The sequence below is a fragment of the Proteus sp. PR00208 genome (assembly GCF_016238545.1).
Taxonomy (GTDB): Bacteria; Pseudomonadota; Gammaproteobacteria; order Enterobacterales; family Enterobacteriaceae; genus Proteus.
Map to the genome: position 1 here is coordinate 24,759 of NZ_JAEHQE010000021.1, position 23,594 is coordinate 48,352.

The window sequence follows — 23,594 nt, forward strand, 5'->3', positions numbered from 1 at the left end:
TACTTAATACAATGTTTATATTGCTGTTTTTTAATATTAGTTTTGTCGCTATTATAGCGTATAGTCAATCATTAAAAGCTGATTTTCAGCAGCTAATTCAAATTCAGCAGTCAGGGCAGGAACTTTTTGTTTTATTTGAACAAATGTCTGATAAATCACCTGATTATTTCGCATCTAACCCCAAAATAATGACACGCTCACTTTTACAGTCTGAAGGTTGTCAGCAAATAGAAGGTTATGTTGCCAATAATGTATTACCCGAAATAAGGCTGTATTACTGGTCATGCTATTAATAAGATGAGGATCTGATGTTTCATATATATCACTCAAATCAGTTGTCATTACTAAAGTCACTTATGGTGCACTTTATGCAGACCAGGCCACTTTCTTCTCCTTTTGAACAAGAAGTGATCCTTGTACAAAGCCCTGGAATGTCTCAATGGTTGCAAATCCAGCTTGCCGAAAGCTTGGGTATTGCTGCTAATATCCGTTATCCATTACCAGCAACCTTTATTTGGGAAATGTTTACTCGGGTGTTATCAGGTATACCTAAAGAAAGCGCTTTTTCTAAAGATGCGATGACATGGAAATTAATGGCATTACTTCCTGAATTTTTGCCTAATGAAGAATTTAAACCCTTACTGCATTACCTTGATGATGATGAAGATAAACGTAAACTTCACCAGTTAGCAGGACGTGTAGCTGACTTATTTGACCAATATTTAGTTTATCGTTCAGATTGGTTAGCTTCGTGGGAAAATGATGAGTTAATCGAAGGGTTGAGTGAAAATCAACGCTGGCAAAAAATATTGTGGGTAGCATTACAGCAATACACAAAAGATCTTAATCAGCCTCAATGGCACCGTTCTAACCTTTATCAGCAATTTATTTCGACTTTAAATAATGCAAAAGAAGGGGAGCTTCAACACTGTTTTCCACCTCGTATTTTTATTTGTGGGATTTCGGCTCTACCTCAAGTTTATTTGCAGGCATTACAAGCGATAGGGCGTCATACTGAGATCTATTTACTCTTTACTAATCCTTGCCGTTACTATTGGGGAGATATTCAAGATCCTAAATTTCTCTCTCGTCTTAATAGCAGAAAGCCACGCCATTATAAGCAATTGCATGAATCGCCTTGGTTTAAAGATGAAAAAAATGCTTCTTCGTTATTTAATGATGAGGGCGAGCAAAACATCGGTAATCCGCTATTAGCATCATGGGGAAAACTAGGTAAAGATAATCTTTATTTCCTCTCTGAACTTGAATATACCGATGTGTTAGATGCGTTTGTTGAGATCCCAAGAGATAATTTACTCCATCAATTACAAGCAGATATTCTTGATTTAGAAGATTTTTCGCAATTAGGTACAACACTTGAAACTTATGAGTGTAGTGAAAATAAACGAGTGATTTCACCAGATGATCACTCACTGACTTTCCATGCAAGCCATAGCCCACAGCGCGAAGTCGAAGTACTGCAAGACCAATTACTGCATTTATTAGAACAAGATCCTGAATTGTTACCGCGCGATATTATTGTGATGGTTGCGGATATCGATAGCTATACACCTTATATTCAAGCAGTGTTTGGTAATGCACCTTCAGAACGTTATCTTCCTTTTGCTATTTCAGATAGAAAAGCGCGTCAAGCGCACCCTGTATTACAGGCTTTTATTACGTTGCTAGAACTTCCTCAAAGTCGTTTTACCGCTGAACAAGTGTTGGCACTGCTTGAAGTCCCTGCTTTAGCAGGGCATTTTTCTATTTTTGAAAATGAACTAAAACTACTACGTCGTTGGGTTGATGAGTCAGGCATACGCTGGGGATTAGATGATGAGAATGTGGCTTCATTCTTATTGCCAATCACGGGCAAAAATACATGGGAGTTTGGCTTACTGCGCATGTTGCTTGGTTATGCGATGGAAAGTGAAAATGGTCCTTGGAAAGGTGTGCTTCCTTATGATGAATCCAGTGGATTAGTTGCGGAGCTTGCAGGGCATCTCGCTGATTTTCTTTATACATTAAGTGATTGGCGTACACGTTTAAGTGAAACTCGTTCATTAGAATCATGGCTAGAAGTTGGACAACAATTAGTTGATGCCTTTTTTGAGTCTGATGAGGAAACGGAATTAGTTTTAGTGCTTATTATCCAACAATGGCAAAAAGTGATTGAAAATGGATTGAAAGCGCAATATCAAAATGAAATTCCGCTAGTCCTTATTCGGGATGAATTAACAGTACGGTTCGATGATGAAAAAATTAGTCAGCGTTTTTTAGCTGGCAGCATTAATTTCTGTACACTAATGCCTATGCGCTCCATTCCCTTTAAAGCAGTGTGTTTATTAGGTATGAACGATGGTATTTATCCTCGTAATATTCAGCCGTTAGGATTTGATTTAATGGCGGAAAAACGCCGTCGTGGTGATAGAAAACGTCGTGATGATGACCGCTATTTATTCCTTGAAGCGCTTAGCTCAGCTGAAAAATACCTTTATATCAGCTATATCGGAAAATCGATACGTGACGATCGAGAATGCAATCCATCAGTTTTAATCAAAGAGTTACAAGATTATATTGGGCAAAATTTCCGTTTACCGGAGGATGATGAACTCAATGTCGATGACAGTGCGGCTCGTATAAATCAGCATCTATTAACACAACATAGCCGTGTTCCTTTTGCCCAAGAAAATTTCCAAATAGGCGCTTTCTTTCGTTCTTATGCCTCTGAATGGCTGCCTGCTGCCAGTGGGCAGGGAATGGTTCATCAAACTTTTACCGAGCCACTAAACGATGATGACACAATAGATCAAGTCTCTGTTGATGCGCTTGCACGTTTTTATCGTCATCCTATTCGTGCATTCTTCCAACAAAGATTAAAAATAAACTTTGTTATTGAAGAAACAGAATTACCCGAAGAAGAGCCATTTGTGATAAATGCTCTTCAACGTTATCTATTGAATCAATGGTTATTAAAAGCATTGATTGATCAAACTTCAACAGAAGCTTTGTTTGAGCGTATCAAAGCAGCAGGTCAACTTCCTGCAAGTGCATTTGGTCAAATTTATTGGGAGCAGCAAATAGAAGAGTTACTTCCTTTAGCTGAAAAGATAAGAAGTGAACGATTAGCTACACATTCTGTCACATTAGAGCAAAGCTTTAGTGCAATGCCATTGATTGGTCGTTTAAATGAGGTACAAGCTGATGGTTTATTACGTTGGCGACCTGCCAGCTTAACCGCTAATGACTTATTGCAGCTGTGGATTGAGCACCTAGTTTATTGTTTGAAACAGGGAACGGGTGAGAGTCGGTTTTACGGCAGAAAAGAGACTCAATGGTGTTTATTACCAGTTGATCCTGAATTTGCCTATTCAACGTTAGACAAGTTAATCAGTGACTATAAACAAGGGTTAAACAGCCCATTAGCACTATTTGCGAAAAGTGGCTGGGCTTGGTTACAAGCTTGCTATGATAAAAAATCACAAGAGTTTTTACTTGATGATGAAGAGACACTTGAGAAAGCAGAATTAGTACTGATGCAACATTTAACGGATAGCTATAATCGAGATGGTGAAATGAGTGATATGTATGTTCAGCGTGCTTTCTCTCAATTAGACGAGCCTTTTTTACAAACGGTCAAACAGACGGCATTAACAATATTTAAACCAATAATTCCATTTCTGAAAAAATAAGGGAGCTCATATCAGATGAGAAAGTACTGCTCGCAACTATGGATCATGTTGCTATTGATGCTAGTGAGTATCAACAGCTTTGCCGCTGATCCACTCTGGCAAGTATTGCCTGATAGCATTGAAAAAAGTGAGAGCGATCCACGGCAATATCAAGCGATTAAACTACCTAATGAAATGACAGTATTACTGGTTTCTGATGAAAAAGCAGTTAAATCATTAACGGCAGTTGCGCTACCTGTTGGCGCATTAGAAGATCCTGATAGTCAGCAAGGTCTTGCGCACTATTTAGAACATATGGTGTTAATGGGATCGGTGAAATATCCTCAATCAGGCAGCATGTCTGAGTTCTTACAAAAGAATGGTGGCTCTCATAATGCGAGTACAACGACTTATCGTACTGCATTCTATTTAGAAGTGGAAAATAGTGCCATTAATGAAGCGGTTGATCGACTTGCTGATGCTTTAGCTGAACCTTTACTTGATCCTAAAAATGCAGATCGTGAACGTAATGCTGTTAATGCAGAATTAACTATGGCGCGCGCGCGCGATGGTATGCGTTTTTGGCAAGTCAGGGCAGAAACCTTAAACCCTGCTCATCCAAGTTCCCGTTTTATGGGCGGAAATTTAGAAACGCTGAGTGATAAGCCAAACAGTAAATTACAAGATGAATTAATTAAATTTTATCAAACGCACTATTCTGGCAACTTAATGAATGGGGTAATTTACAGTAATAAGTCACTTGATGAATTATCTAAATTAGCCGCAGACACTTTCGCTCGTATCCCGAATAAAAAGGCAGATGTGCCTGTCACCACTGTACCTGCTATGACGGATAAAGAAAAAGGGTTAATGATCCACTTAGTACCGGCTCAACCGCAAAAGACTTTACAAATTGAGTTTGGTATAGATAACAACGTTGCTGATTTTCGCAGTAAAACGGACGAATACATTGGCTATTTAATTGGTAATCGTAGTTCAGGCACTTTAGCAACATGGTTACAAGACCAAGGTTTAGCCGAAAATATTAGTGCGTTCTCAGAGCCCTATATTGATCGTAACCAAGGCTCGTTTACCATTTATGTTTCGTTAACCGATAAAGGGTTAGCGCAAAAAGACAAAGTGATTTCCGCTATCTTTTCGTACATTCGTTTAATTCAAACAGAAGGCATCAGTCAGCGTTACTTTGATGAAATTGCGAATGTATTGGATCTCTCATTCCGTTATGGCTCTATTGTAAGAGATATGAATTACATAGAAGGCATTTCGGATATGATGCTGCGTTATCCAGTCAAAAATATCCTTAATGCAGACTATATCGCTGATAATTATGAGCCTTCAGCTATCCTTTCACGTCTTGATTCACTGACACCAGAGAAGGCTCGTATTTGGGTAATAAGTCCTAATGAACCTTCTAACAAACAAGCTTACTTTGTTAACGCGCCTTATCAGGTTGATAAAATCACAGATAAGCAATTAAAAACATGGCAAACATTATCAGATGATATTTCATTATCATTGCCAGCACTTAACCCTTACATCCCTGATAATCTTTCACTGATTGATGCGGACAGTAAAATCATCAAACCACAATTGTTGTGGCAGGATAAAAGTGCTCGTCTGTTCTATATGCCATCACACTATTTTTCTGATGAACCGAAAGCGAGTGTGACATTAAGTTTGGTGAATAAAAAATCGGATATCACTGTTAAGCAACAAGTGACACAAACTTTAACAGACTATCTTGCAGGTCTAGCATTAAGTGAATTATCTTACCAAGCTTCTGTTGCGGGAATGAATATCTCATCTACATCAGGACAAGGTATTGATTTTTCAATGAATGGTTATACGCAACATTTACCAGAACTTGTTAATGCGACACTGAAAAGCTATATGAGTTTTGAGTCAACTCAAGAAGAGCTAGATCAAGCTAAATCTTGGTATCGTGAACAACTTGAAGTGACCCATAACTTAAAAGCATTTGAAGCAGCTATGCTACCAGCTCGTCGATTAAATACGATCCCGTACTATGAAGAAGCTGACAAACTCAAAGCATTAGAGTCAATTACACTGCAAGATATTATTGATAATCGCCGTGAAGTCATTAAAAACGCGGCACTTCAAGCGCTGATTATTGGTAACTTAACGCCAGAGCAAAGCCGCAATATTGCTAAATCTGCACACGAATTATTAGGTAATCAAGGCACAGAATATTGGATCGGTGAAACATTAGTATTCAATAAATTAAATGCAGTTGAATTCCAAAATAAATCGAAGAGCACAGATAACGCATTAGGTGAGCTTTATATCCCAACGGGTTATAGCCGCCTTGAAGGTCAGGCAATTTCTTCAGTGTTATCGTCTATTATCAAACCTTGGTTCTATGATCAATTAAGAACAGAAGAGCAACTTGGTTATGCTGTATTTGCTTATCAAGCTACTATGGGTGAGCAATCAGGTATCGGCTTTTTACTGCAAAGTAATGCAAAACCGCCTGTCTATTTAAATGAGCGCTATAACGCATTTTATCAACAAGCTTACGAGCGTTTGAAAAAAATGAAAGAGGCTGATTTTAATCAGTATAAACAAGCGATTATTACCGAAGTTAAACAGCCACCTCAAACATTCTATGAAGAAGTTTCTCTTTATCGAAATGACTTCCATCGTAATAACTTAAAATATGATGGACGTGAAAAATTCTTAGCTGAGCTTAATAAAGTAACGTTAAAACAAGCTATTGAGTTTTATGAAAAAGCAATTATAAAACCAAACGGATTTATTTTTGTTTCTCAAATTATTGGTAAAGATGGCAAAGATGCTGATTACGCCGAAAATAAACAATGGAAACGTTATGCTACGGTAAGTGAATTACAAAAAACCTTACCTATTGAGGAAATTAAAGAGTGAGTGAAGTGATACAGGCACAGCCATTAAACCCGTATACACTCCCTCTGTACCAAAGACGCCTCATCGAGGCGTCAGCAGGAACAGGGAAAACTTATACAATAGGGTTGTTGTATTTACGGTTGCTTCTTGGATTAGGCGGAGAGTCTGCATTCTACCGCCCTCTCAGTGTTGAAGAGATTTTAGTTGTGACATTTACGGATGCGGCGACAGATGAATTACGAGCCCGTATTCGTAAAAATATCCATGAACTAAGACTTGCCTGTATCCGTCATGATGTTGAAAGTAGTGATAACGCTTACCACGAATTACTTAAACAAATCCCGAATAAAGAGCTGGCTGCACAGTGGTTGTTAGAAGCAGAACGACAAATGGATGAAGCGGCTATTTATACTATTCATGGCTTTTGCCAGCGTATGTTGGCAAACAATGCATTTGAATCAGGAGTCTTGTTTGAACAAGTCTTGATCCAAGATGAATATGAGCTTAAAAAACGGGTATGTGCTGACTTTTGGCGCCGTCATTGTTATCCACTTTCTTATGATGTTGCTAATGCAGTAAGCCAGATTTGGTCTGGCCCTGAACAGCTACTTTATGAAATACAGCCTTATTTACAAGGTGAAATGCCTGAAATCGAAGGTGTGGCATTAGACAGTGAAAATGAATCAGTCAAAGAGCGTCATCAAGCGGTTATTGAAGCAATTAACAAGGTGAAAACTCGTTGGCATGAACATCATCATGAAGTTGAAGCATGGATAACCGCTTCAGGTGTTGATAAACGTAGTTATAGCAGTCGTTTCTTACCTAAATGGATTGAAGAAATTACTCTGTGGGCATCAACATTAGAAACGAAAAGCTATCAATTACCTGATTGTTTGGTTCGTTTTTCTCAAGAAACGCTGAATGAAAAGGCAACGAAAGGCCCAGCACCAGAGCATATTCTTTTTATTGAAATTGAACGATTAACAAAGCAGAGCCTAACTCTGCGAGATGTTATTCTTGCCAACGCCATTCCTGAAATACGCCAAGGTATTGAAAATGAAAAGATGCGTCGTGGTGAAATGGGCTTTGATGATTTATTAACACGTCTAGACAGAGCGTTAAAACGTGAAAGTGGCGAGGCTTTAGCGCAAGCTATTCGTGAACGTTATCCAGTTGCAATGATCGATGAATTCCAAGACACCGATCCTCAACAATATCGTATTTTTGATGCCATTTATGGTGAGCATGAAAATAGTGGTTTGCTGTTTATTGGTGATCCTAAACAGGCAATTTATGCTTTCCGTGGTGCGGATATTTTTACTTATATTCAAGCACGAAAGCAGACATCTCATCACTACACATTAAATACTAACTGGCGCTCTGCGCCGGGTATGGTGAATGCAGTTAACAAGCTTTTTATGCGTTCCAAGGCCCCATTTTTATTTGAACATATCCCTTTTATTGAAGTAAGTTCGGCTGAAAAAAACCAAGACATGGTCTTTATTTACCATGATGAGCCGATTTCGCCTTTTAATTTTTGGCTTGCTGAAGGCGAAAGTGTTTCTACGGGAAATTATGAGCAAATCATGGCAGCGCAATGTGCCGCACAAATTCGTGATTGGTTATCAGCAGGGGATCAGCAACAGGCTTGGCTGATTGAGCAAGGTGCAAGAAGAGCGGTTACGTCTGCTGATATTATGGTACTGGTGCGTAGCCGTAGAGAAGCGATACTGATCCGTGATGCACTGAATTTACTTTCAATACAATCCGTATTCTTATCCAATCGTGAAAGTGTATTTGAAACCAATGAAGCGAAAGATCTACTTTGGTTACTACAAGCGGTTGTAACACCAGAGAAAGAGCGTGTTTTAAGAGCCTCTTTAGCCAGCCGATTATTTGGTTTTAGCGCGAAGCAAATTGATAGCCTAAATCATGATGAACATCGCTGGAATAATTATGTAGAAAAATTTGCTGATTATTATGCATTATGGCAAAAGCGTGGTGTTTTACCAATGTTGCGTAAAATCATGATGGATAATCAAATTGCGGAAAATTTACTCGCAAGTATTGATGGTGAGCGCCGGCTTACAGATATCATGCATATTGGTGAATTATTACAAGAAACATCATTACAACTTGATAGTGAACACGCCCTTATTCGTTGGTTAGCACAACAGATTTCTCATCCTGATGCGCAATCTGAAAGTCAACAAATGCGCTTGGAAAGCGACCGAAATCTTGTGCGAATTTGTACTATTCATAAATCTAAAGGCCTTGAATATCCTATTGTTTGCTTACCTTTTGCTTGTAATTACCAAGAACAAAAAGGGGCGCTTTATCATGACAGAGAAAAATTTCACGCGAAATTAGATATTTTTAGCCGGCCTGAAAGCTTACGTTTAGCAGATGAAGAGCGCTTAGCTGAAGATTTACGCTTACTTTATGTGGCATTAACACGATCTAAATTCTGCTGTTATGTTGGTGTTGCTCCTCTTGTTAAAGGGACTAAACGTAAATCAGGGCTTACTGATCTGCATAAAAATGCTTTAGGGTATTTATTACAGCAAGGTGAAGAAGGCGATAGTGAATTATTACATCAATCAATTCACGCTTTATTAGATGATAATATCAGTGTAACAACGCTTGATAACATATCAGTACATCGCTATCAGCCTCAATTAATGGCAGAAACAAAACTTGAAGCCGCTATATTTAAACGTCAGATCCATGATAATTGGCGTATAACGAGTTATTCAGGATTAACCTATCAGCATTCAAATCGTAATTATCATTTTGATTTGGGTGATATTGAGGCTTTGGTGCAATCTATCGCACCAGGACTTGATACAGATGCTAAAGGTGAGAAGCAACAAGGAGAGGTTGATGAAAATTCTATTCATCATTTCCCTCGAGGTGCAGTAGCAGGAACATTCTTACATAGTTTGCTTGAAGTGTTGGATTTTTCGCAGCCTATTGATGAACTGTGGATACAAGGACAATTGACAGCTCAAGGCTTTGATGAAAAGTGGGCTCCTCTTTTAGTTACATGGATGGAAATGCTGTTTCATACGCCTCTTAATTCTCAAGGATTATGTCTTGCTGATATCCCAAAATCACAACAACTTGATGAATTACAATTCTATTTACCTATTGAGAAAGAAGTATCATCAGCTCAATTGACTCAATTAATAAGTCAGTTTGATCCTCTATCAAAACGTTGTCCTGCTTTGCAATTTCAACAAGTAGAAGGGATGCTCAAAGGCTTTATTGATTTAGTTTTTTCTTGGGAAGGTAAATACTATGTTGTGGATTATAAATCGAATTGGTTAGGTGGATCGAGTGAGGATTACACACAAGAAGCGATGATGAATGCAATGATGGATCATCGCTACGACTTGCAATATCAACTCTATACCTTAGCGTTACATCGTTTTTTACAGCAACGTATTCCTGATTATGATTATCGAACTCATTTTGGTGGTATTTATTATCTTTTTTTACGGGGTATAGATAAAGAACATCCCGGAAATGGGGTTTACGCTTATTTGCCTGATGAAGCTTTTGTTTTGGCGTTGGATTCATTATTTACAGGTAAAAGTAGCAAATCCGATGTAGTCGGTGAGAAATAAAAATGATCAAACTATTAGAACAAGCGATTACACAAAACTTATTACGACCTTTAGATCTCCGATTTGCACAAATGCTGGTTGAAGATGAAAACCCTATTTTACTATTTGTATTTGCTTATTTGAGTGCTCAAACTGGAGCGGGGCATGTTTGTTTACCATTGAGTATTATTCAAAAAGATCAACTGTTTGATGGTAGACAAAAAGAGTTTGCACAAGAAATTTGGCAAAAAATGGGTAAGCCTTCTGCTAAAAAAATAGTAGAAGAGTTGACTCATTGTCATTGCGTTAGTCAAAGTAACGATGATTCTCCTTTCCCCATTATTTTAGATAATGGACTTCTTTATCTACAAAGAATGTGGAGCTATGAAGAGAAAGTAGCGCAATTTTTTAGGCAAGAGCACAGCATTGTTGATATTGATGAAAATGAATTAATTAAGGTACTTAACCAGCTTTTTCCAGCAACGAAAGAAAGCCAAGAAACAAATTGGCAAAAAGTAGCTGCCAGTGTTGCTATCACAAGCCCCATTTCTATTATTTCAGGGGGGCCAGGAACGGGGAAAACCACGACAGTTGCTAAAATTTTAGCGGCTTTTGTGATGCTCACATCAAATGAGAAGCCCATTATTCAATTAGCGGCGCCAACTGGAAAAGCCGCTGCGAGATTAACGGAATCTTTAGGTAAGGCTTTGGCGCAACTTAATTTAAGCGAAGAAGAAAATAAGTGGATGCCAAAGCAGGCACAGACTATTCATCGTTTATTAGGGGCTCAGCCTGAAAGTCAGCAAGTGCGTTACCACAAAGATAATCCATTACAGCTTGATATTTTAGTTGTTGATGAAGCCTCAATGGTTGATTTACCCATGATGGCACGCTTGATTGATGCACTTCCATCAAAATGTCACGTCATTTTCTTAGGTGATAAAGACCAACTTGCTTCTGTTGAGGCAGGGGCTGTATTAGGTGATATTTGCCGTTTTTCTGAAGATGGTTTTAGTCAAAAAAGATTTGATCAGATTAATCACTTAACTCAAGGTGAATTGGTTAAATCTACTGATATTATTCCTGTTTCTCAAACTCCAGTGTCTGTCGTCAGTGATTCTCTGTGTCTATTACGTAAAAGCTACCGTTTTGGTGAAGATTCAGGGATAGGACAACTTGCTTTGGCGGTTAATAAAGGACAAACCAAAATTGCTATTGCGTTGTTGAAAAAAGCAGAGGTTAGCCCACAACAGCTTGAAATAGCATTAGAGCCTCAAGATGTGAGCTTTATTGCTTTAGAGTCAAAAGAAAGTTATTTACTGATGATACAAGATGCTGTTAATGCTTATCGAGAGTATCTCACTTTAGTTTCTCAAAAAGCATCACCTGATATTATTCTTAATGCATTTAACCAATACCGTTTATTGTGCGCACGAAGAGAAGGTCCTTTTGGTGTGAGTGGTTTAAATGACAGAATTGAAATGTTATTGCATCGCCAGCGATTGATCCGTCGTCCTACAAACAGTTATCAAAGTGATTATATTGGTCGCCCAATTATGATCCAACGAAATGACAGTACGTTAGGTCTGTTTAATGGTGATATTGGCATTATGCTCAATAACGATGAAGGTGAAATGAAAGCATTTTTCCAACTACCGGATGGAAAATTGAAAGCGATCCAACCTAGCCGATTACCACAACATGAAACTGCGTATGTAATGACGGTACATAAATCACAAGGTTCGGAATTTACCCATACAGCATTAGTTCTTCCCGATAAATTTTCACCTGTTGTTAGTCGAGAATTGTTGTATACCGCATTAACACGCGCTAAACAGAAGCTTTCTCTTTATGCTTCAGAGTCTATGGTGAAAATGGCAATACAAACGCGTATTCAACGTCGAAGTGGATTAATTGATAAATTACGTTATTAGCGGTTAGTTAATAATGGAAAATAATAAAAGACAGGCATTGAGAGGGATACCTGTCTTTTTTGTGCTTGGTAATTACTCTTTATGTAAGTCTAAAATTAAAATTTTAGAACGGCGTTGGTAATTATAGAGTGCTTGTTTTTCAATGGGTAATTTATCAATTTCAGCAGGTTCAAATCCTTTTTCTTGAAACCAGTGTATGCTACGAGTTGTTAGAACAAATAGCTTTTCTAACCCCAATTGCTTAGCATGCGCTGAAATGCGCTGTAGTAAAACCTCACCACGACAAGAGCTACGATAATCAGGATGCACTGCAACACAGGCCATTTCACCAATTTTTTCTGATGGATAAGGGTAGAGCGCTGCGCATGCGATAGTCATATTATCGCGTTCAATAATAGTGAATTGATCAATTTCAATTTCCAATTGTTCTCTTGAACGTCTGACTAAAATACCTTGCTGTTCTAATGGGCGAATAAGTTCGAGTATGCCACCAATATCATTAATATTTGCTCTACGAACTTTCTCTGCACTCTCCATGACGATTTGAGTACCAATACCATCACGAGAGAATAATTCTTGAATAAGCGCACCATCAGATTGATAACTTAATAAGTGGCTACGCTCTACACCACGACGACAGGCTTTAACAGCTCCCCGTAAGAATCTTACTGTGCCTGAGTGATAATCGCCTTCTGTTTGTAGCTCTCGAATTTTATCTTCAGCTTGATTAGGCAGCAGTTCAGAAACAATGTGACCTTCTTCATCGATAACACCTTGGAATGAGCAAAAACCAATCAGCTTTTGTGCTTTAAGTTTTATCGCAAGCTGTGTTGCCACTTCTTCTGAGGTGAGATTAAAGCTTTCACCAGTAACAGACACTGCAACAGGGCCAATTAATACAATAGCATTACTGTCTAACTGGCGATGAATAGCTTCTTCATCGATACGACGAATTTTTCCGCTATGACAATAATCAACGCCATCATCAACCCCTAATGGCTGTGCGATAACAAAGTTACCACTAACAACATTAATATGCGCACCTTGTAATGGCGTATTGCTTAAACTCATTGATAGGCGAGCCGTAATATCAAGTTGCAATGTACCCGCAGCTTGTTTAACGATTTCTAAGGTTTTACTATCTGTGATGCGCGTATATTTATGATAAATCGGAGATACTTTTTGTATTTCAAGAGCAGTATCAATTTGTGGGCGAGCACCATAAACAACCACTAAACGAATGCCTAGGCTGTGTAACAACCCAATATCATTAATGATAGATGGGAAGTTTTCGTGAGCAATGGCTTCGCCACCTAGCATAATGACAAATGTTTTGCCTCTATGTGCATTAATATACGGAACCGAGTGGCGAAATCCATCGACCAATTCGGTGCTACGCTCTTTCATAAAACCCTCTCAAGTGAATTTTTATTCGAATTTAATGTATTTTTATTCTTTTTGGAGAGGAATGGCAAGTAAAATCCTATCTTATTGTTTTCCCTGAAGGCAGAATATTCGTGTAAAAGTGAGTAATTGTGCTGTTTTTAAGTGACAGTGAAGTGTGGATTGGGTAAAGTTTTTCGTTCTTAACTTTTTTTATCTCTTTTTAGAGTTTATTGACGTTAATCGTTTTTTTGGAATATTTTCATGAGTCATTCTGAGCACAATCAAACTCGTCGTCGTCTTGTTAAAGGAATTGGCGCGTTATTATTGTTAAGTATTAGTCCTGTTGGTCTTGCAGCCACAGCATCTATTGTTGCTGTGAGGGTTTGGCCTGCCTCGACTTATACTCGCGTGACTATAGAATCCAGTACACCACTGAAATATCGTCAGTTTGCATTGTCAAACCCTGAACGTATTGTGGTGGATTTAGAAGGTATTCAACTTAATAGCGTATTGAAAGGTGTTGCTAATCAAGTTCAGACTAGCGATCCGTATTTAAAACTTATTCGGGTTGGTCAAAATACACCTAAAACAGTGCGACTGGTATTTGAAGTAAAAACGCCTGTACAACCACAAATGTTTACGCTTAAACCTGTGGCTGAATTTAAAAACCGTTTAGTGCTAGATTTCTACCCAAGTCATGGGGCTGATACTGAAGATGATCCACTATTAGCACTATTGCGTGAATATAACGACGGTGATTTACAACAAGCTGTACCCGCACAAACAGACACACGTAAACCTGGCAGAGCGGGGCGTGATAGGCCGATTATTATCATGATCGATCCTGGTCATGGTGGAGAAGATCCGGGAGCAATCGGCAAATATAAAACTCGTGAAAAAGATGTGGTTTTACAAATTGCTCGTCGCTTAAGAACGCTTATTGATAAAGATGCCAAAATGAAGGCGTATATGACACGTAATGAAGATGTCTTTATTCCATTGACTGTACGTGTTGCTAAAGCGCGAAAAATGCAGGCAGATTTATTTGTCTCTATCCATGCTGATGCATTTACAAACCGCTCTGCAAGGGGTTCATCTGTTTTTGCATTATCAAAAACCGGCGCAACCAGTAATACAGCGCGTTATCTTGCTCAAACACAAAATGAGTCTGACTTAATTGGTGGGGTGAGTAAAAGTGGTGACCGTTACGTTGACCATGCAATGCTTGATCTTGTGCAAACAGCCACTATCAACGACAGTCTGAAATTTGGTAGTGAAGTGCTTAAGCTGATGGGGGGGATTAATAAATTGCATAAAAATAAAGTCGATCAGGCTGGGTTTGCGGTATTAAAAGCGCCAGAAATTCCGTCAATTCTGGTTGAAACGGCCTTTATCAGTAATATCGAAGAAGAGAAAAAGCTGAAAACAGCAAAATTCCAGCAACAGATTGCAGAATCTATTTTCAAAGGTATCAAAGCTTATTTTGCTAATGGCGGTGAATTAACGTTAGCTGATCGTAGTTAAATTCTTTTTATACCTTCTTTTCATATTCCAGTAGAAAGTGAATATCATTTGCTTTCTATTGGAATGTCTTATTGTTTTTCAACACAATAATCTTATTAAAATAAAAGAGAATGATCAGAATAAATGTATAAATAAGTTGGGTAATAGATTTGAATTAATAAATCAAAAGAGATGGTAAAAATGAGGAATAACATTGAAAAGAATTGGTTGCGGGAGCTGGATTTGAACCAACGACCTTCGGGTTATGAGCCCGACGAGCTACCATGCTGCTCCATCCCGCGACTGAATTGTTGTTTATAGAATTGGTTGCGGGAGCTGGATTTGAACCAACGACCTTCGGGTTATGAGCCCGACGAGCTACCATGCTGCTCCATCCCGCGACTGATACTATAACTTACTGCTTTGTGAATTGGTTGCGGGGGCCAGATTTGAACTGACGACCTTCGGGTTATGAGCCCGACGAGCTACCAAGCTGCTCCACCCCGCGTCTCCACAGAGGGGCACTATACTCAGGATCTGCCGAGTTGCAAGTTTTTTATGAAATTTTTACAGTTTTCTTTTAAAAACGGTCAGAAATAACACATCAAGATGCAAATTTAGGCAGTTATACTCGTCATACTCCAAGTTATTTAGAGAGTATATACTTGATGTTTAAAAGTCATATTGATTGGGTGATAATAGAATGCAGGTACAACATGTATATTCATTATCTTTATTGATTTGGCTTTGGTATCTTTCTCATTCAAAATCAGTACTCAAATTTAGTTATTAAGCGGGAAAAAAATGGTTACTTGGCGAAAATCGTTAATTTTAGGTATGTTAGCGCTTGCCTTGACTGGATGTCATCGTCCAACAGAGCAAGGGCAACAGTATAAAGATGGAAAGCTTAAGCAAGATCTCATTGAGGTAAGTTCGCCAAATACACAAGGTACACCCATTAATGGCCCTGATTACTTACAACAAGTAAGCCAGATAAACCAAACATCATCCCGTTTATATAATAGCAATAAAGAAACTTATCAAGCGGTAGAAAACTGGTTACGATCTGGTGCTGATACTCGCCAATTACGCCAATTCAATCTTTCTGCATTTCAAATGGAAGGGGTTGATAAGTACGGTAATGTTCAATTTACTGGATATTACACACCTGTTCTTGAAGCCCGTTTAACGCAACAAGGTGAATTCCAATACCCTCTTTATAAAATGCCAGCTAATAGCCGTTCAAAGTTGCCGTCTCGTGCTGCTATTTATAATGGTGCATTAAGCCAATCTTTAATTGCAGCTTACAGTAACTCCATTATGGATAATTTTATGATGGAAGTTCAGGGAAGTGGTTATGTTGATTTTGGTGATGGTAAACCTTTAACGTTCTTTGGTTATGCAGGGAAAAACGGACACCCTTACCGTAGTATTGGTAAAGTGCTTATTGATAATGGCGAAGTAGAAAGAAAAGATATGTCTATGCTGGCTATCAGAGAGTGGGCAGATAAACATAGTGATACCGAAGTGAGAAAATTATTAGAAGAAAACCCTTCATTTGTTTTTTTCAAACCAGAGCCTTTTACACCGGTTAGAGGCGCTAGTGCTATCCCACTTGTTGCACTTGCCTCTGTGGCTTCTGACAGAAGTATTATTCCTGCCGGAACTGTGTTGCTTGCTGAAATTCCTGTACTTGATAATACCGGTAATTTTACAGGCGAATATCAAATGCGTTTAATGGTGGCATTAGATGTAGGTGGGGCAATTAAAGGGCATCATTTCGATATTTATCATGGAATTGGTAAAGATGCGGGTCATATGGCAGGTTTTTATAATCATTATGGGCGTGTTTGGGTATTAAAAAAATCACAACTTAACTCATTAAATCCTTCGTCATAAAAACGATTTGCTATTTATCTGTTCGTTATTAACGGTAAAATTATGCAAACGACATGGCTATGGATATTAAGAGCCATGATTATTTCTGTTATTTAGGTTGTTATCGCATTATGCAAAATTCATTATCAGATTCATATTTACAACGCTTTTCTGGAATAGGGCGACTCTATGGGCAAAACGCGTTGTCTTATTTTGCTCAGGCTCATATCTGTGTCGTGGGTATAGGTGGAGTTGGCAGTTGGGCTGCTGAAGCATTAGCACGTAGTGGTATTGGTGCCATCACCTTAATTGATATGGATGATGTGTGTGTGACTAACACTAATCGTCAAATACATGCGTTAAAAGAAAGCGTGGGTCAGCCTAAATGCGATGTGATGAAACAGCGTATTTTAGAAATTAATCCAGAATGCAAAGTGACTAGTATTGATGATTTTGTCACGGTTGATAATGTCGCTGAAATGATGAATAACGACTTTGATTATGTTATTGATGCAATTGATAGTGTAAGACCAAAGGCTGCATTATTAGCTTATTGTCGCCGTTATAAAATTCCGGTGATCACAACGGGTGGTGCTGGTGGACAAATCGATCCAACACAAATCCAAGTGGTGGATTTAGCAAAAACAATTCAAGATCCGTTAGCCGCTAAATTAAGAGAGCGTTTGAAATCTGATTTTAATGTCGTAAAAAATAGTAAGGGAAAATTAGGGATTGATTGTGTTTTCTCAACAGAACAACTCGTTTATCCACAAGGCGATGGTACGGTTTGTGCGGCAAAAAGTACGGCGGATGGTGTGAAACGTATGGATTGTTCAGCCGGTTTTGGTGCTGTAACGATGGTAACGGCATCGTTTGGTTTTATTGCGGTGTCTCATGCTTTGAAGAAGATGCTAGCAAAGGCGCAGCGTGCTCGTCATACTTCAAGTTGTAGCGTTGTTGACGGCGTTCATTCACACTAGTCACATACTGATGTATGCTCCTAGCGACTCATTCACTTTTCGCCTAGCTACATCTTGAATTATTTAGAGTATAAAACTTAATGCTGGGATGTGAGTGATTTCAATCGCGCGATAATTGCATTCACTCCGTCAGTGCGAGATTGGCTAATTTGATTAGCCAATCCTAATTGTTCAAAAATCGCTAACATATCGATATCAGCTATTTCTTGTGCCGTTTTATTTTCAACAGCGACTAAAATAATAGCCAGTAAGCCTTTTACAATACGACCATCGCTATCACCATAAACATGGTATTTGCCGTCATTATTTAATTCAACGCCTAGCCACACTCTGTTCTCACATCCTTTGATTTCTTTTTCTGTTGTTTTTAATTCATCAGGTAATGCAGGTAATTTACGAGAAAGTTGAATTAATTGGCGATATTTATCTTCCCATGCTTTTGATTTTTGAAAATCATTAAGCAAGATATCTAGGGTGATTTCATTGCCAAAAGGATGCGGTGTTGTAATGTTGGTCATGATGATTATTCGTCTTTTAAGAGTGTTAACGCAAAAATAACAGCGTCAATAAAGGCATCAATATCAGAAAGTTGATTATAAGGCATAAAAGAAATGCGTAAACAGCCTGAAATATTTAATGAATCAATAAGAGGTTGTGCGCAGTGTTGCCCTGTGCGTAATGCAATACCTTTCTCTGTGATTAATGTTGCTAAATCACTATGATGAACACCTTCGAAATTGAAAGAAACAATCGATGAATTGGTGGCTCGGTAACTGATAAACCCATTTAGCTCACTCAGACGCCTCTCTGCTTCTTCTGCAAGCTCAAGAGCATATTGGTTAGCATGATGCATATCTTGTTTTTCTAACCAGGCTAATGTGGCTGAAAATGCAATAACACCCACAACATTAGGCGTTCCAGCTTCAAAACGCTGAGGAATAGGCGCGGGAGTAAAACCATCAAATGTTGCGTTAGTGAGCATCTTTCCACCACCATGCCAAGGTGCCATGTCTTCTAAATGTTTTCGTTTACCATAACAAATACCTAACCCATTAGGGCCATAAAGTTTATGAGCAGAAAAAACATAGAAATCGATATCAAATGCTGTGACATCTGTTGGGTGATGCGCAATACCTTGCGCTCCATCGACAACCAGTAAGCAATTATCATATTGATGAACGCATTGAGACACTTTATCTAATGCGATTTGAGCACCTGTCACATTCGACATTTGGCTAACAGCAACAATTCGTGTCCGCTTATTGATTAAAGCATTTAAGCTATTAATTGAAGGTAAAAAATGATCCTCAATAGCCCAACGGATCACTCGGGCGCCTGTTTGTTCCGCTAGTATCAACCAAGGAATAAGGTTTGCATGGTGTTCTTGCTCACTAACAATTATTTCATCACCTGCTTGTAAGCGTGGACGAAAATAACCTTGAGCAATAAAGTTGAGTGATTCTGTGGTGCCTTTTGTCCAAATAATCGTATCACTATCAGCACTATTGATTAATTCGGCAACTTGTTGACGTGTTGCCTCATATTGTTGCGTTGTCTCTTTAGCATGCTGATATTGGCTACGGTGAACCGTCGCAAAATTATGGCGATAAAACGCATCTGAGGCTTCTATCATGGCGAGAGGCTTTAATGCAGTTGCTGCACTATCGAGATAAATAGTTTTTTCTTTAAGAGCAGGAAATTGTTGTCGAAATAAATCAGGTGAAAATACGTTCATAGTTAGGCTGTATTGGTAGACGAATAAATTTTCGTGATTTGTCGTTAAAAATAGGGCGTATAGATTATACGGTTAATTATATTTATTTATAACGGAAACCTAAAGGCACCCGTTTGTTATAAGTCATTGCGCCCATAATAACACGATTAAGATGATGAAAGTTCACTCAATAAAAAATCACTGAGATCAGATTAAGATCCTATTTTTTCTTGTTTTAATTTATTGGGGATAATTTGTAGTGAGTTTTTTTAGAATAAAGATGATAAGTTCATCATAAAAAATGGATGAAAACATCAAAACGGTATGTGCGAGTCATTCAAAAGTAGAGAAAAATAGGGAATAAAAAAAGCACCGCCTTGGCGGTGCACTATAAAATCACTATGGACAGACAGGGTAAATGTACAGGAAGTGAAAAAAAACAGTAGCATCAGCTACTAAGTCTGGAATTTCCAGACAACTTGCAAACACAACATCACAACCACAAAGCCAAAAGTTTCGCAGTATTACTACTACACAACTTTTCGTTCCGGCTTAGGAAGTGCGCTTACTATAGGTATTTACTGGCTAATCATCAAGGGACAATTTATAATGCTTCGCATAAAAAAAACTAATGATGAAAGTTAGGATCTACTAATAGCCAAAATAGGGGTTTAAGAACCGAATATGTCTAAACGTTTACCGCCATTAAATGCGCTTAGGGTTTTTGATTCAGCGGCACGTCATTTAAGTTTTACTAAAGCCGCTGAAGAATTATTTGTGACACAAGCAGCAGTGAGCCACCAAATTAAAACATTAGAAGAATTCCTTGGGCTAAAATTATTTAGAAGACGCAACCGCTCTCTTTTATTAACCGAAGAAGGGCAGAGTTATTACCTCGATATTAAGGAAATCTTTTCATCAATTAACGAGGCAACTCGCAAATTATTAGCTCGAAGCGCGAAAGGCGCACTTACTGTTAGCCTTTCTCCAAGTTTTGCTATTCAATGGTTAGTACCACGGCTATCTGGATTTAATCAAGCTTATCCGGGAATTGATGTGCGAATTCAGGCTGTTGATAGAGAAGAAGATAAGCTGGCTGATGATGTTGATGTAGCTATTTTTTATGGTCGAGGAAATTGGACTGGTTTACGTACAGACCGCCTTTATGCGGAATATTTGATCCCTGTTTGTGCACCATCTTTACTTACAGGTGAAAAACCACTAAAAACCCCATCCGATCTGATTTATCATACATTGCTACATGATACATCTCGTCGAGATTGGCAAGCTTATGTACGTCAATTAGAGATACAAAATCAGATAAATGTGCAACAAGGGCCTATTTTTAGCCATAGTTCAATGGTGATACAGGCCGCTGTACATGGACAAGGCGTTGCATTAGTTAATAATGTAATGGCACGTAGTGAAATAGAATCAGGTCGATTAGTAAGACCTTTTCCAGATGTCCTTGTTAGTAAAAATGCATTTTATTTAGTTTGCCAAGATAGCCAGGCTGAATTAGGTAAAATTGCGGCTTTTCGCCAATGGATTTTATCTCAAGCAGCGAATGAGCAAGAAAAGCTGGGTTTACTGACATCATCTTAATATTGCGATTGGCAAATATCTTCTAGATAGGAAGGAATAAACAGTGAATAGTCGTACATTGCTTATGTTTTCCGCGATTAGTGGCTTCTTTTATGTTGCTTTTGGTGCATTTGCAACTCATAAACTTGCACCGCATTTATCGCCACAACATTGGGAATACATTCAGTTAGCGATGCGCTACCAAATCGTCCATACCTTATTACTTGTCGGGATCGCGGCAATGTTAATGCGTAAAACCATTTTATGGTTTTATTGGGCAGGTATTTTCTTTGGTGTTGGTATTCTACTTTTCAGTGGTAGCCTTTATTGTATGGCGCTAACACAAGTTAGGTTGTTATCTTATTTTACGCCAATTGGTGGATTTAGTTTTCTTATTGGTTGGGCTTTAATTTTTATTGGCGCTTTGCGTCTAAGGGCACCGGCGTCTCGCCATGAATAAAGTTGCATTATATTGTCGCCAAGGTTTTGAAAAAGAGTGCGCGGCTGAGATTACGGATAAAGCAGGTCAAATCGGCGTTTATGGCTTTCCTCGTGTTAAAGAGGGAAGCGGTTATGTGATCTTTGAATGCTACCAAGAAGGTGAAGCAGACAAGATCGCGCGTGAAGTGAGTTTCCGTGAATTAATTTTTGCTCGTCAGATGTTTGTAACAGGTGAATTACTTAAAGATTTACCGCCAGAAGATAGAATCACACCGATTGTTGGAATGTTAAAAGGTGCTGTCGAAAAAGCGGGTGAACTTCGAGTTGAAGTTGCAGATACTAACGAAAGCAAAGAATTATTAAAATTCTGCCGTAAATTTACGGTGCCATTACGTAATCATTTACGTAATGAGAAAATTTTGCTGAAAGTAGAGAATTTTAGCCGCCCTATTATCCATGTGTTTTTTATTGCACCGGGATGTTGTTATGTTGGCTACTCTTATAGTTTTAATAATTCCGCATTTTATATGGGTATTCCTCGATTAAAATTCCCATCAGATGCACCAAGTCGTTCGACATTAAAACTTGAAGAAGCATTTCATATTTTCATTCCTTATGAGGAGTGGGAAGAGCGTTTAGCAAGTGGAATGAAAGCGGTTGATTTAGGAGCATGCCCCGGTGGTTGGACATATCAATTAGTGAAACGCAGTATGATGGTACATGCTGTTGATAATGGCCCAATGGCACAATCTTTGATGGATACAGGACAAGTTCGTCATCACCAAGTTGATGGTTTTAAATTTGAGCCTACAACTAAAAATATCACATGGCTTGTTTGTGATATGGTTGAAAAACCAGCTAAAGTTGCTGCATTAATGACAACTTGGATTGCTAATGAATGGTGTCGCGAAGCTATCTTTAATCTAAAACTGCCAATGAAAAAGCGCTATGAGGAAGTCTCTCATATCCTTGAAAAAATAAAGTCAGAGTTAGCGGAAAAAGGGATCAACGTTAAGATCCAAGCTAAGCACCTTTATCATGATAGAGAAGAGATAACGGTTCATATTCAAAATATTTGGGCTGCTTATCGACCAGATCGTGAGTTCTAAAACTGTTCAAAGCACATCGATTTGTTGATGGCAATAAAAGGCTAAGTTTATAAAGAAACTTAGCCTTTTTTAATGAAAGCGAGTTATTCAAAGATATATTTGCTCGTTGAGTTTTAATAACTAAGAACTGAGCTATTTTAACCGTAACTGTTGTAGATTACCGTTTAATTGAATATCAGTACGTAATGTCGTGATTTTCCGACTGATAAATGCAGACTCTTTATGGGTAATAAGTTTGTTTTTCCATTTAGTCGGAACATCATCAATATGCAGATAGAGTGATTCTAGATCTGGGTGAATTTGTAAAAGTTCGGTAGCACTTTTAGGCCCAATACCAGGAACGCCTGCAACCTTACTGCTACTTACGCCTGTTAATCCCCAATAGTCGGTAAGTTGAGATGGCTCGACACCAAACTCAGCTCTAATAAATTCTAAATCTAACCAGCGTCGTTGAAAATAATCGCGTATACGAACAGAGGGCGAAAGCAACTGGCAATAGCCTTTATCCGTTGAAATAATCGTGACTCGAAAACCTGCACTTGCCACTTTAGTTGCCAATGTTGCGGCAACGTCATCAGCTTCATCACCACCTGAGTGCCAGCTCTGTATTCCTAAATTAAGTAACATTGCTTTAATTTTAGGTAATTGTTGTCGCAAGTCATCAGGCATTGGTGTGCGACCCGCTTTATAATCGGGTAACAGTTTATGTCGCCAGCTACCGTCTCTGTCGTCTTCGTCAAAAACTGCTACGGCATGAGTAGGTTGTGTGTGGCCAAGTAGTTGATTGACACTTTGTTCGCACACTGTAAGGCAGGAAGAACCTGATGCCGCATGAATGCGGCGGATCAGGTTTAAAGCATCAATAATCAGCAAATGTATCAT

The 23,594-nt window shown here is 38.5% G+C and carries 15 protein-coding genes and 3 tRNA genes; 10 read left to right on the forward strand and 8 right to left on the reverse strand.

What is annotated here, in order from left to right:
• Positions 1 to 51: 51 nt before the first annotated feature.
• Positions 52 to 174 carry a hypothetical protein gene (locus JEP36_RS17860; RefSeq protein ID WP_269812639.1) on the reverse strand — a complete coding sequence of 41 codons (123 nt, stop codon included), beginning with the start codon at positions 172 to 174 and terminating at the stop codon, positions 52 to 54.
• A gap of 134 nt (positions 175 to 308) precedes the next feature.
• Between JEP36_RS17860 and recC the strand changes: the two genes are divergently transcribed.
• The 4 genes from recC to recD are packed head-to-tail and all read left to right on the forward strand — an operon-like array spanning position 309 to position 12,117.
• The gene (recC, locus tag JEP36_RS13980; RefSeq protein ID WP_198630364.1) at positions 309 to 3,692 is read left to right on the forward strand and encodes an exodeoxyribonuclease V subunit gamma; all 3,384 of its coding nucleotides are present in this window, start codon (positions 309 to 311) and stop codon (positions 3,690 to 3,692) included.
• Between the two features lie 15 nt (positions 3,693 to 3,707).
• Complete coding sequence (gene ptrA, locus JEP36_RS13985; RefSeq protein WP_198630365.1) at positions 3,708 to 6,596, forward strand: pitrilysin; 2,889 nt, start codon at positions 3,708 to 3,710, stop codon at positions 6,594 to 6,596.
• Complete coding sequence (gene recB / locus JEP36_RS13990) at positions 6,593 to 10,204, forward strand: exodeoxyribonuclease V subunit beta (protein WP_198630366.1); 3,612 nt, start codon at positions 6,593 to 6,595, stop codon at positions 10,202 to 10,204. Before ptrA ends, recB begins: the two co-directional genes overlap by 4 nt.
• A 2-nt stretch (positions 10,205 to 10,206) precedes the next feature.
• A complete protein-coding gene (gene recD / locus JEP36_RS13995; RefSeq protein WP_198620947.1) occupies positions 10,207 to 12,117 on the forward strand; it encodes an exodeoxyribonuclease V subunit alpha in 1,911 nt (636 codons plus the stop codon).
• A 72-nt stretch (positions 12,118 to 12,189) separates the two neighbouring features.
• Here recD and argA read toward each other — a convergent pair whose 3' ends face one another.
• Positions 12,190 to 13,524, reverse strand: a complete 1,335-nt coding sequence (gene argA, locus JEP36_RS14000) for an amino-acid N-acetyltransferase (RefSeq protein ID WP_196532769.1) — start codon at positions 13,522 to 13,524, stop codon at positions 12,190 to 12,192.
• 240 nt (positions 13,525 to 13,764) lie between these two features.
• Here argA and amiC point away from each other — a divergent pair, with 240 nt between their 5' ends.
• Positions 13,765 to 15,027, forward strand: a complete 1,263-nt coding sequence (gene amiC, locus JEP36_RS14005; RefSeq protein ID WP_109373098.1) for an N-acetylmuramoyl-L-alanine amidase AmiC — start codon at positions 13,765 to 13,767, stop codon at positions 15,025 to 15,027.
• Between the two features lie 204 nt (positions 15,028 to 15,231).
• On the opposite strand, the gene JEP36_RS14010 is transcribed toward amiC, so the two are convergent.
• From JEP36_RS14010 to JEP36_RS14020, 3 genes are all read right to left on the reverse strand, one after another.
• Positions 15,232 to 15,308: transfer RNA gene (locus tag JEP36_RS14010), tRNA-Met, on the reverse strand.
• A 22-nt stretch (positions 15,309 to 15,330) separates the two neighbouring features.
• Positions 15,331 to 15,407: transfer RNA gene (locus tag JEP36_RS14015), tRNA-Met, on the reverse strand.
• 30 nt (positions 15,408 to 15,437) lie between these two features.
• Positions 15,438 to 15,514: transfer RNA gene (locus JEP36_RS14020), tRNA-Met, on the reverse strand.
• 296 nt (positions 15,515 to 15,810) lie between these two features.
• On the opposite strand from JEP36_RS14020, the gene mltA reads away from it, so the two are divergent.
• Both mltA and tcdA read left to right on the forward strand, forming a co-directional pair.
• Entirely contained in the window at positions 15,811 to 16,905 is a 1,095-nt protein-coding gene (gene mltA / locus JEP36_RS14025; protein ID WP_198620946.1) for a murein transglycosylase A, read from the forward strand.
• A 110-nt stretch (positions 16,906 to 17,015) separates the two neighbouring features.
• Entirely contained in the window at positions 17,016 to 17,864 is an 849-nt protein-coding gene (gene tcdA, locus JEP36_RS14030; RefSeq protein ID WP_198630374.1) for a tRNA cyclic N6-threonylcarbamoyladenosine(37) synthase TcdA, read from the forward strand.
• A 77-nt stretch (positions 17,865 to 17,941) separates the two neighbouring features.
• Here the strand turns inward: tcdA and csdE are convergent, their stop codons facing one another.
• Together csdE and csdA are read right to left on the reverse strand one after the other, a co-directional pair.
• Positions 17,942 to 18,382, reverse strand: coding sequence for a cysteine desulfurase sulfur acceptor subunit CsdE (csdE, locus tag JEP36_RS14035; RefSeq protein ID WP_198630367.1), 441 nt, complete (start codon positions 18,380 to 18,382; stop codon positions 17,942 to 17,944).
• A 5-nt stretch (positions 18,383 to 18,387) separates the two neighbouring features.
• Positions 18,388 to 19,599 carry a cysteine desulfurase CsdA gene (gene csdA, locus JEP36_RS14040; protein ID WP_198630368.1) on the reverse strand — a complete coding sequence of 404 codons (1,212 nt, stop codon included), beginning with the start codon at positions 19,597 to 19,599 and terminating at the stop codon, positions 18,388 to 18,390.
• A 663-nt stretch (positions 19,600 to 20,262) separates the two neighbouring features.
• Between csdA and JEP36_RS14045 the strand changes: the two genes are divergently transcribed.
• The 3 genes from JEP36_RS14045 to rlmM are packed head-to-tail and all read left to right on the forward strand — an operon-like array spanning position 20,263 to position 22,712.
• Positions 20,263 to 21,183, forward strand: a complete 921-nt coding sequence (locus JEP36_RS14045) for a transcriptional regulator GcvA (RefSeq protein ID WP_023582728.1) — start codon at positions 20,263 to 20,265, stop codon at positions 21,181 to 21,183.
• A gap of 43 nt (positions 21,184 to 21,226) precedes the next feature.
• Entirely contained in the window at positions 21,227 to 21,622 is a 396-nt protein-coding gene (locus tag JEP36_RS14050) for a DUF423 domain-containing protein (RefSeq protein ID WP_036913817.1), read from the forward strand.
• A complete protein-coding gene (gene rlmM, locus JEP36_RS14055) occupies positions 21,615 to 22,712 on the forward strand; it encodes a 23S rRNA (cytidine(2498)-2'-O)-methyltransferase RlmM (protein ID WP_109373102.1) in 1,098 nt (365 codons plus the stop codon). Before JEP36_RS14050 ends, rlmM begins: the two co-directional genes overlap by 8 nt.
• 132 nt (positions 22,713 to 22,844) lie before the next feature.
• Here the strand turns inward: rlmM and xni are convergent, their stop codons facing one another.
• Positions 22,845 to 23,594 carry a flap endonuclease Xni gene (xni, locus tag JEP36_RS14060; protein WP_198626191.1) on the reverse strand — a complete coding sequence of 250 codons (750 nt, stop codon included), beginning with the start codon at positions 23,592 to 23,594 and terminating at the stop codon, positions 22,845 to 22,847.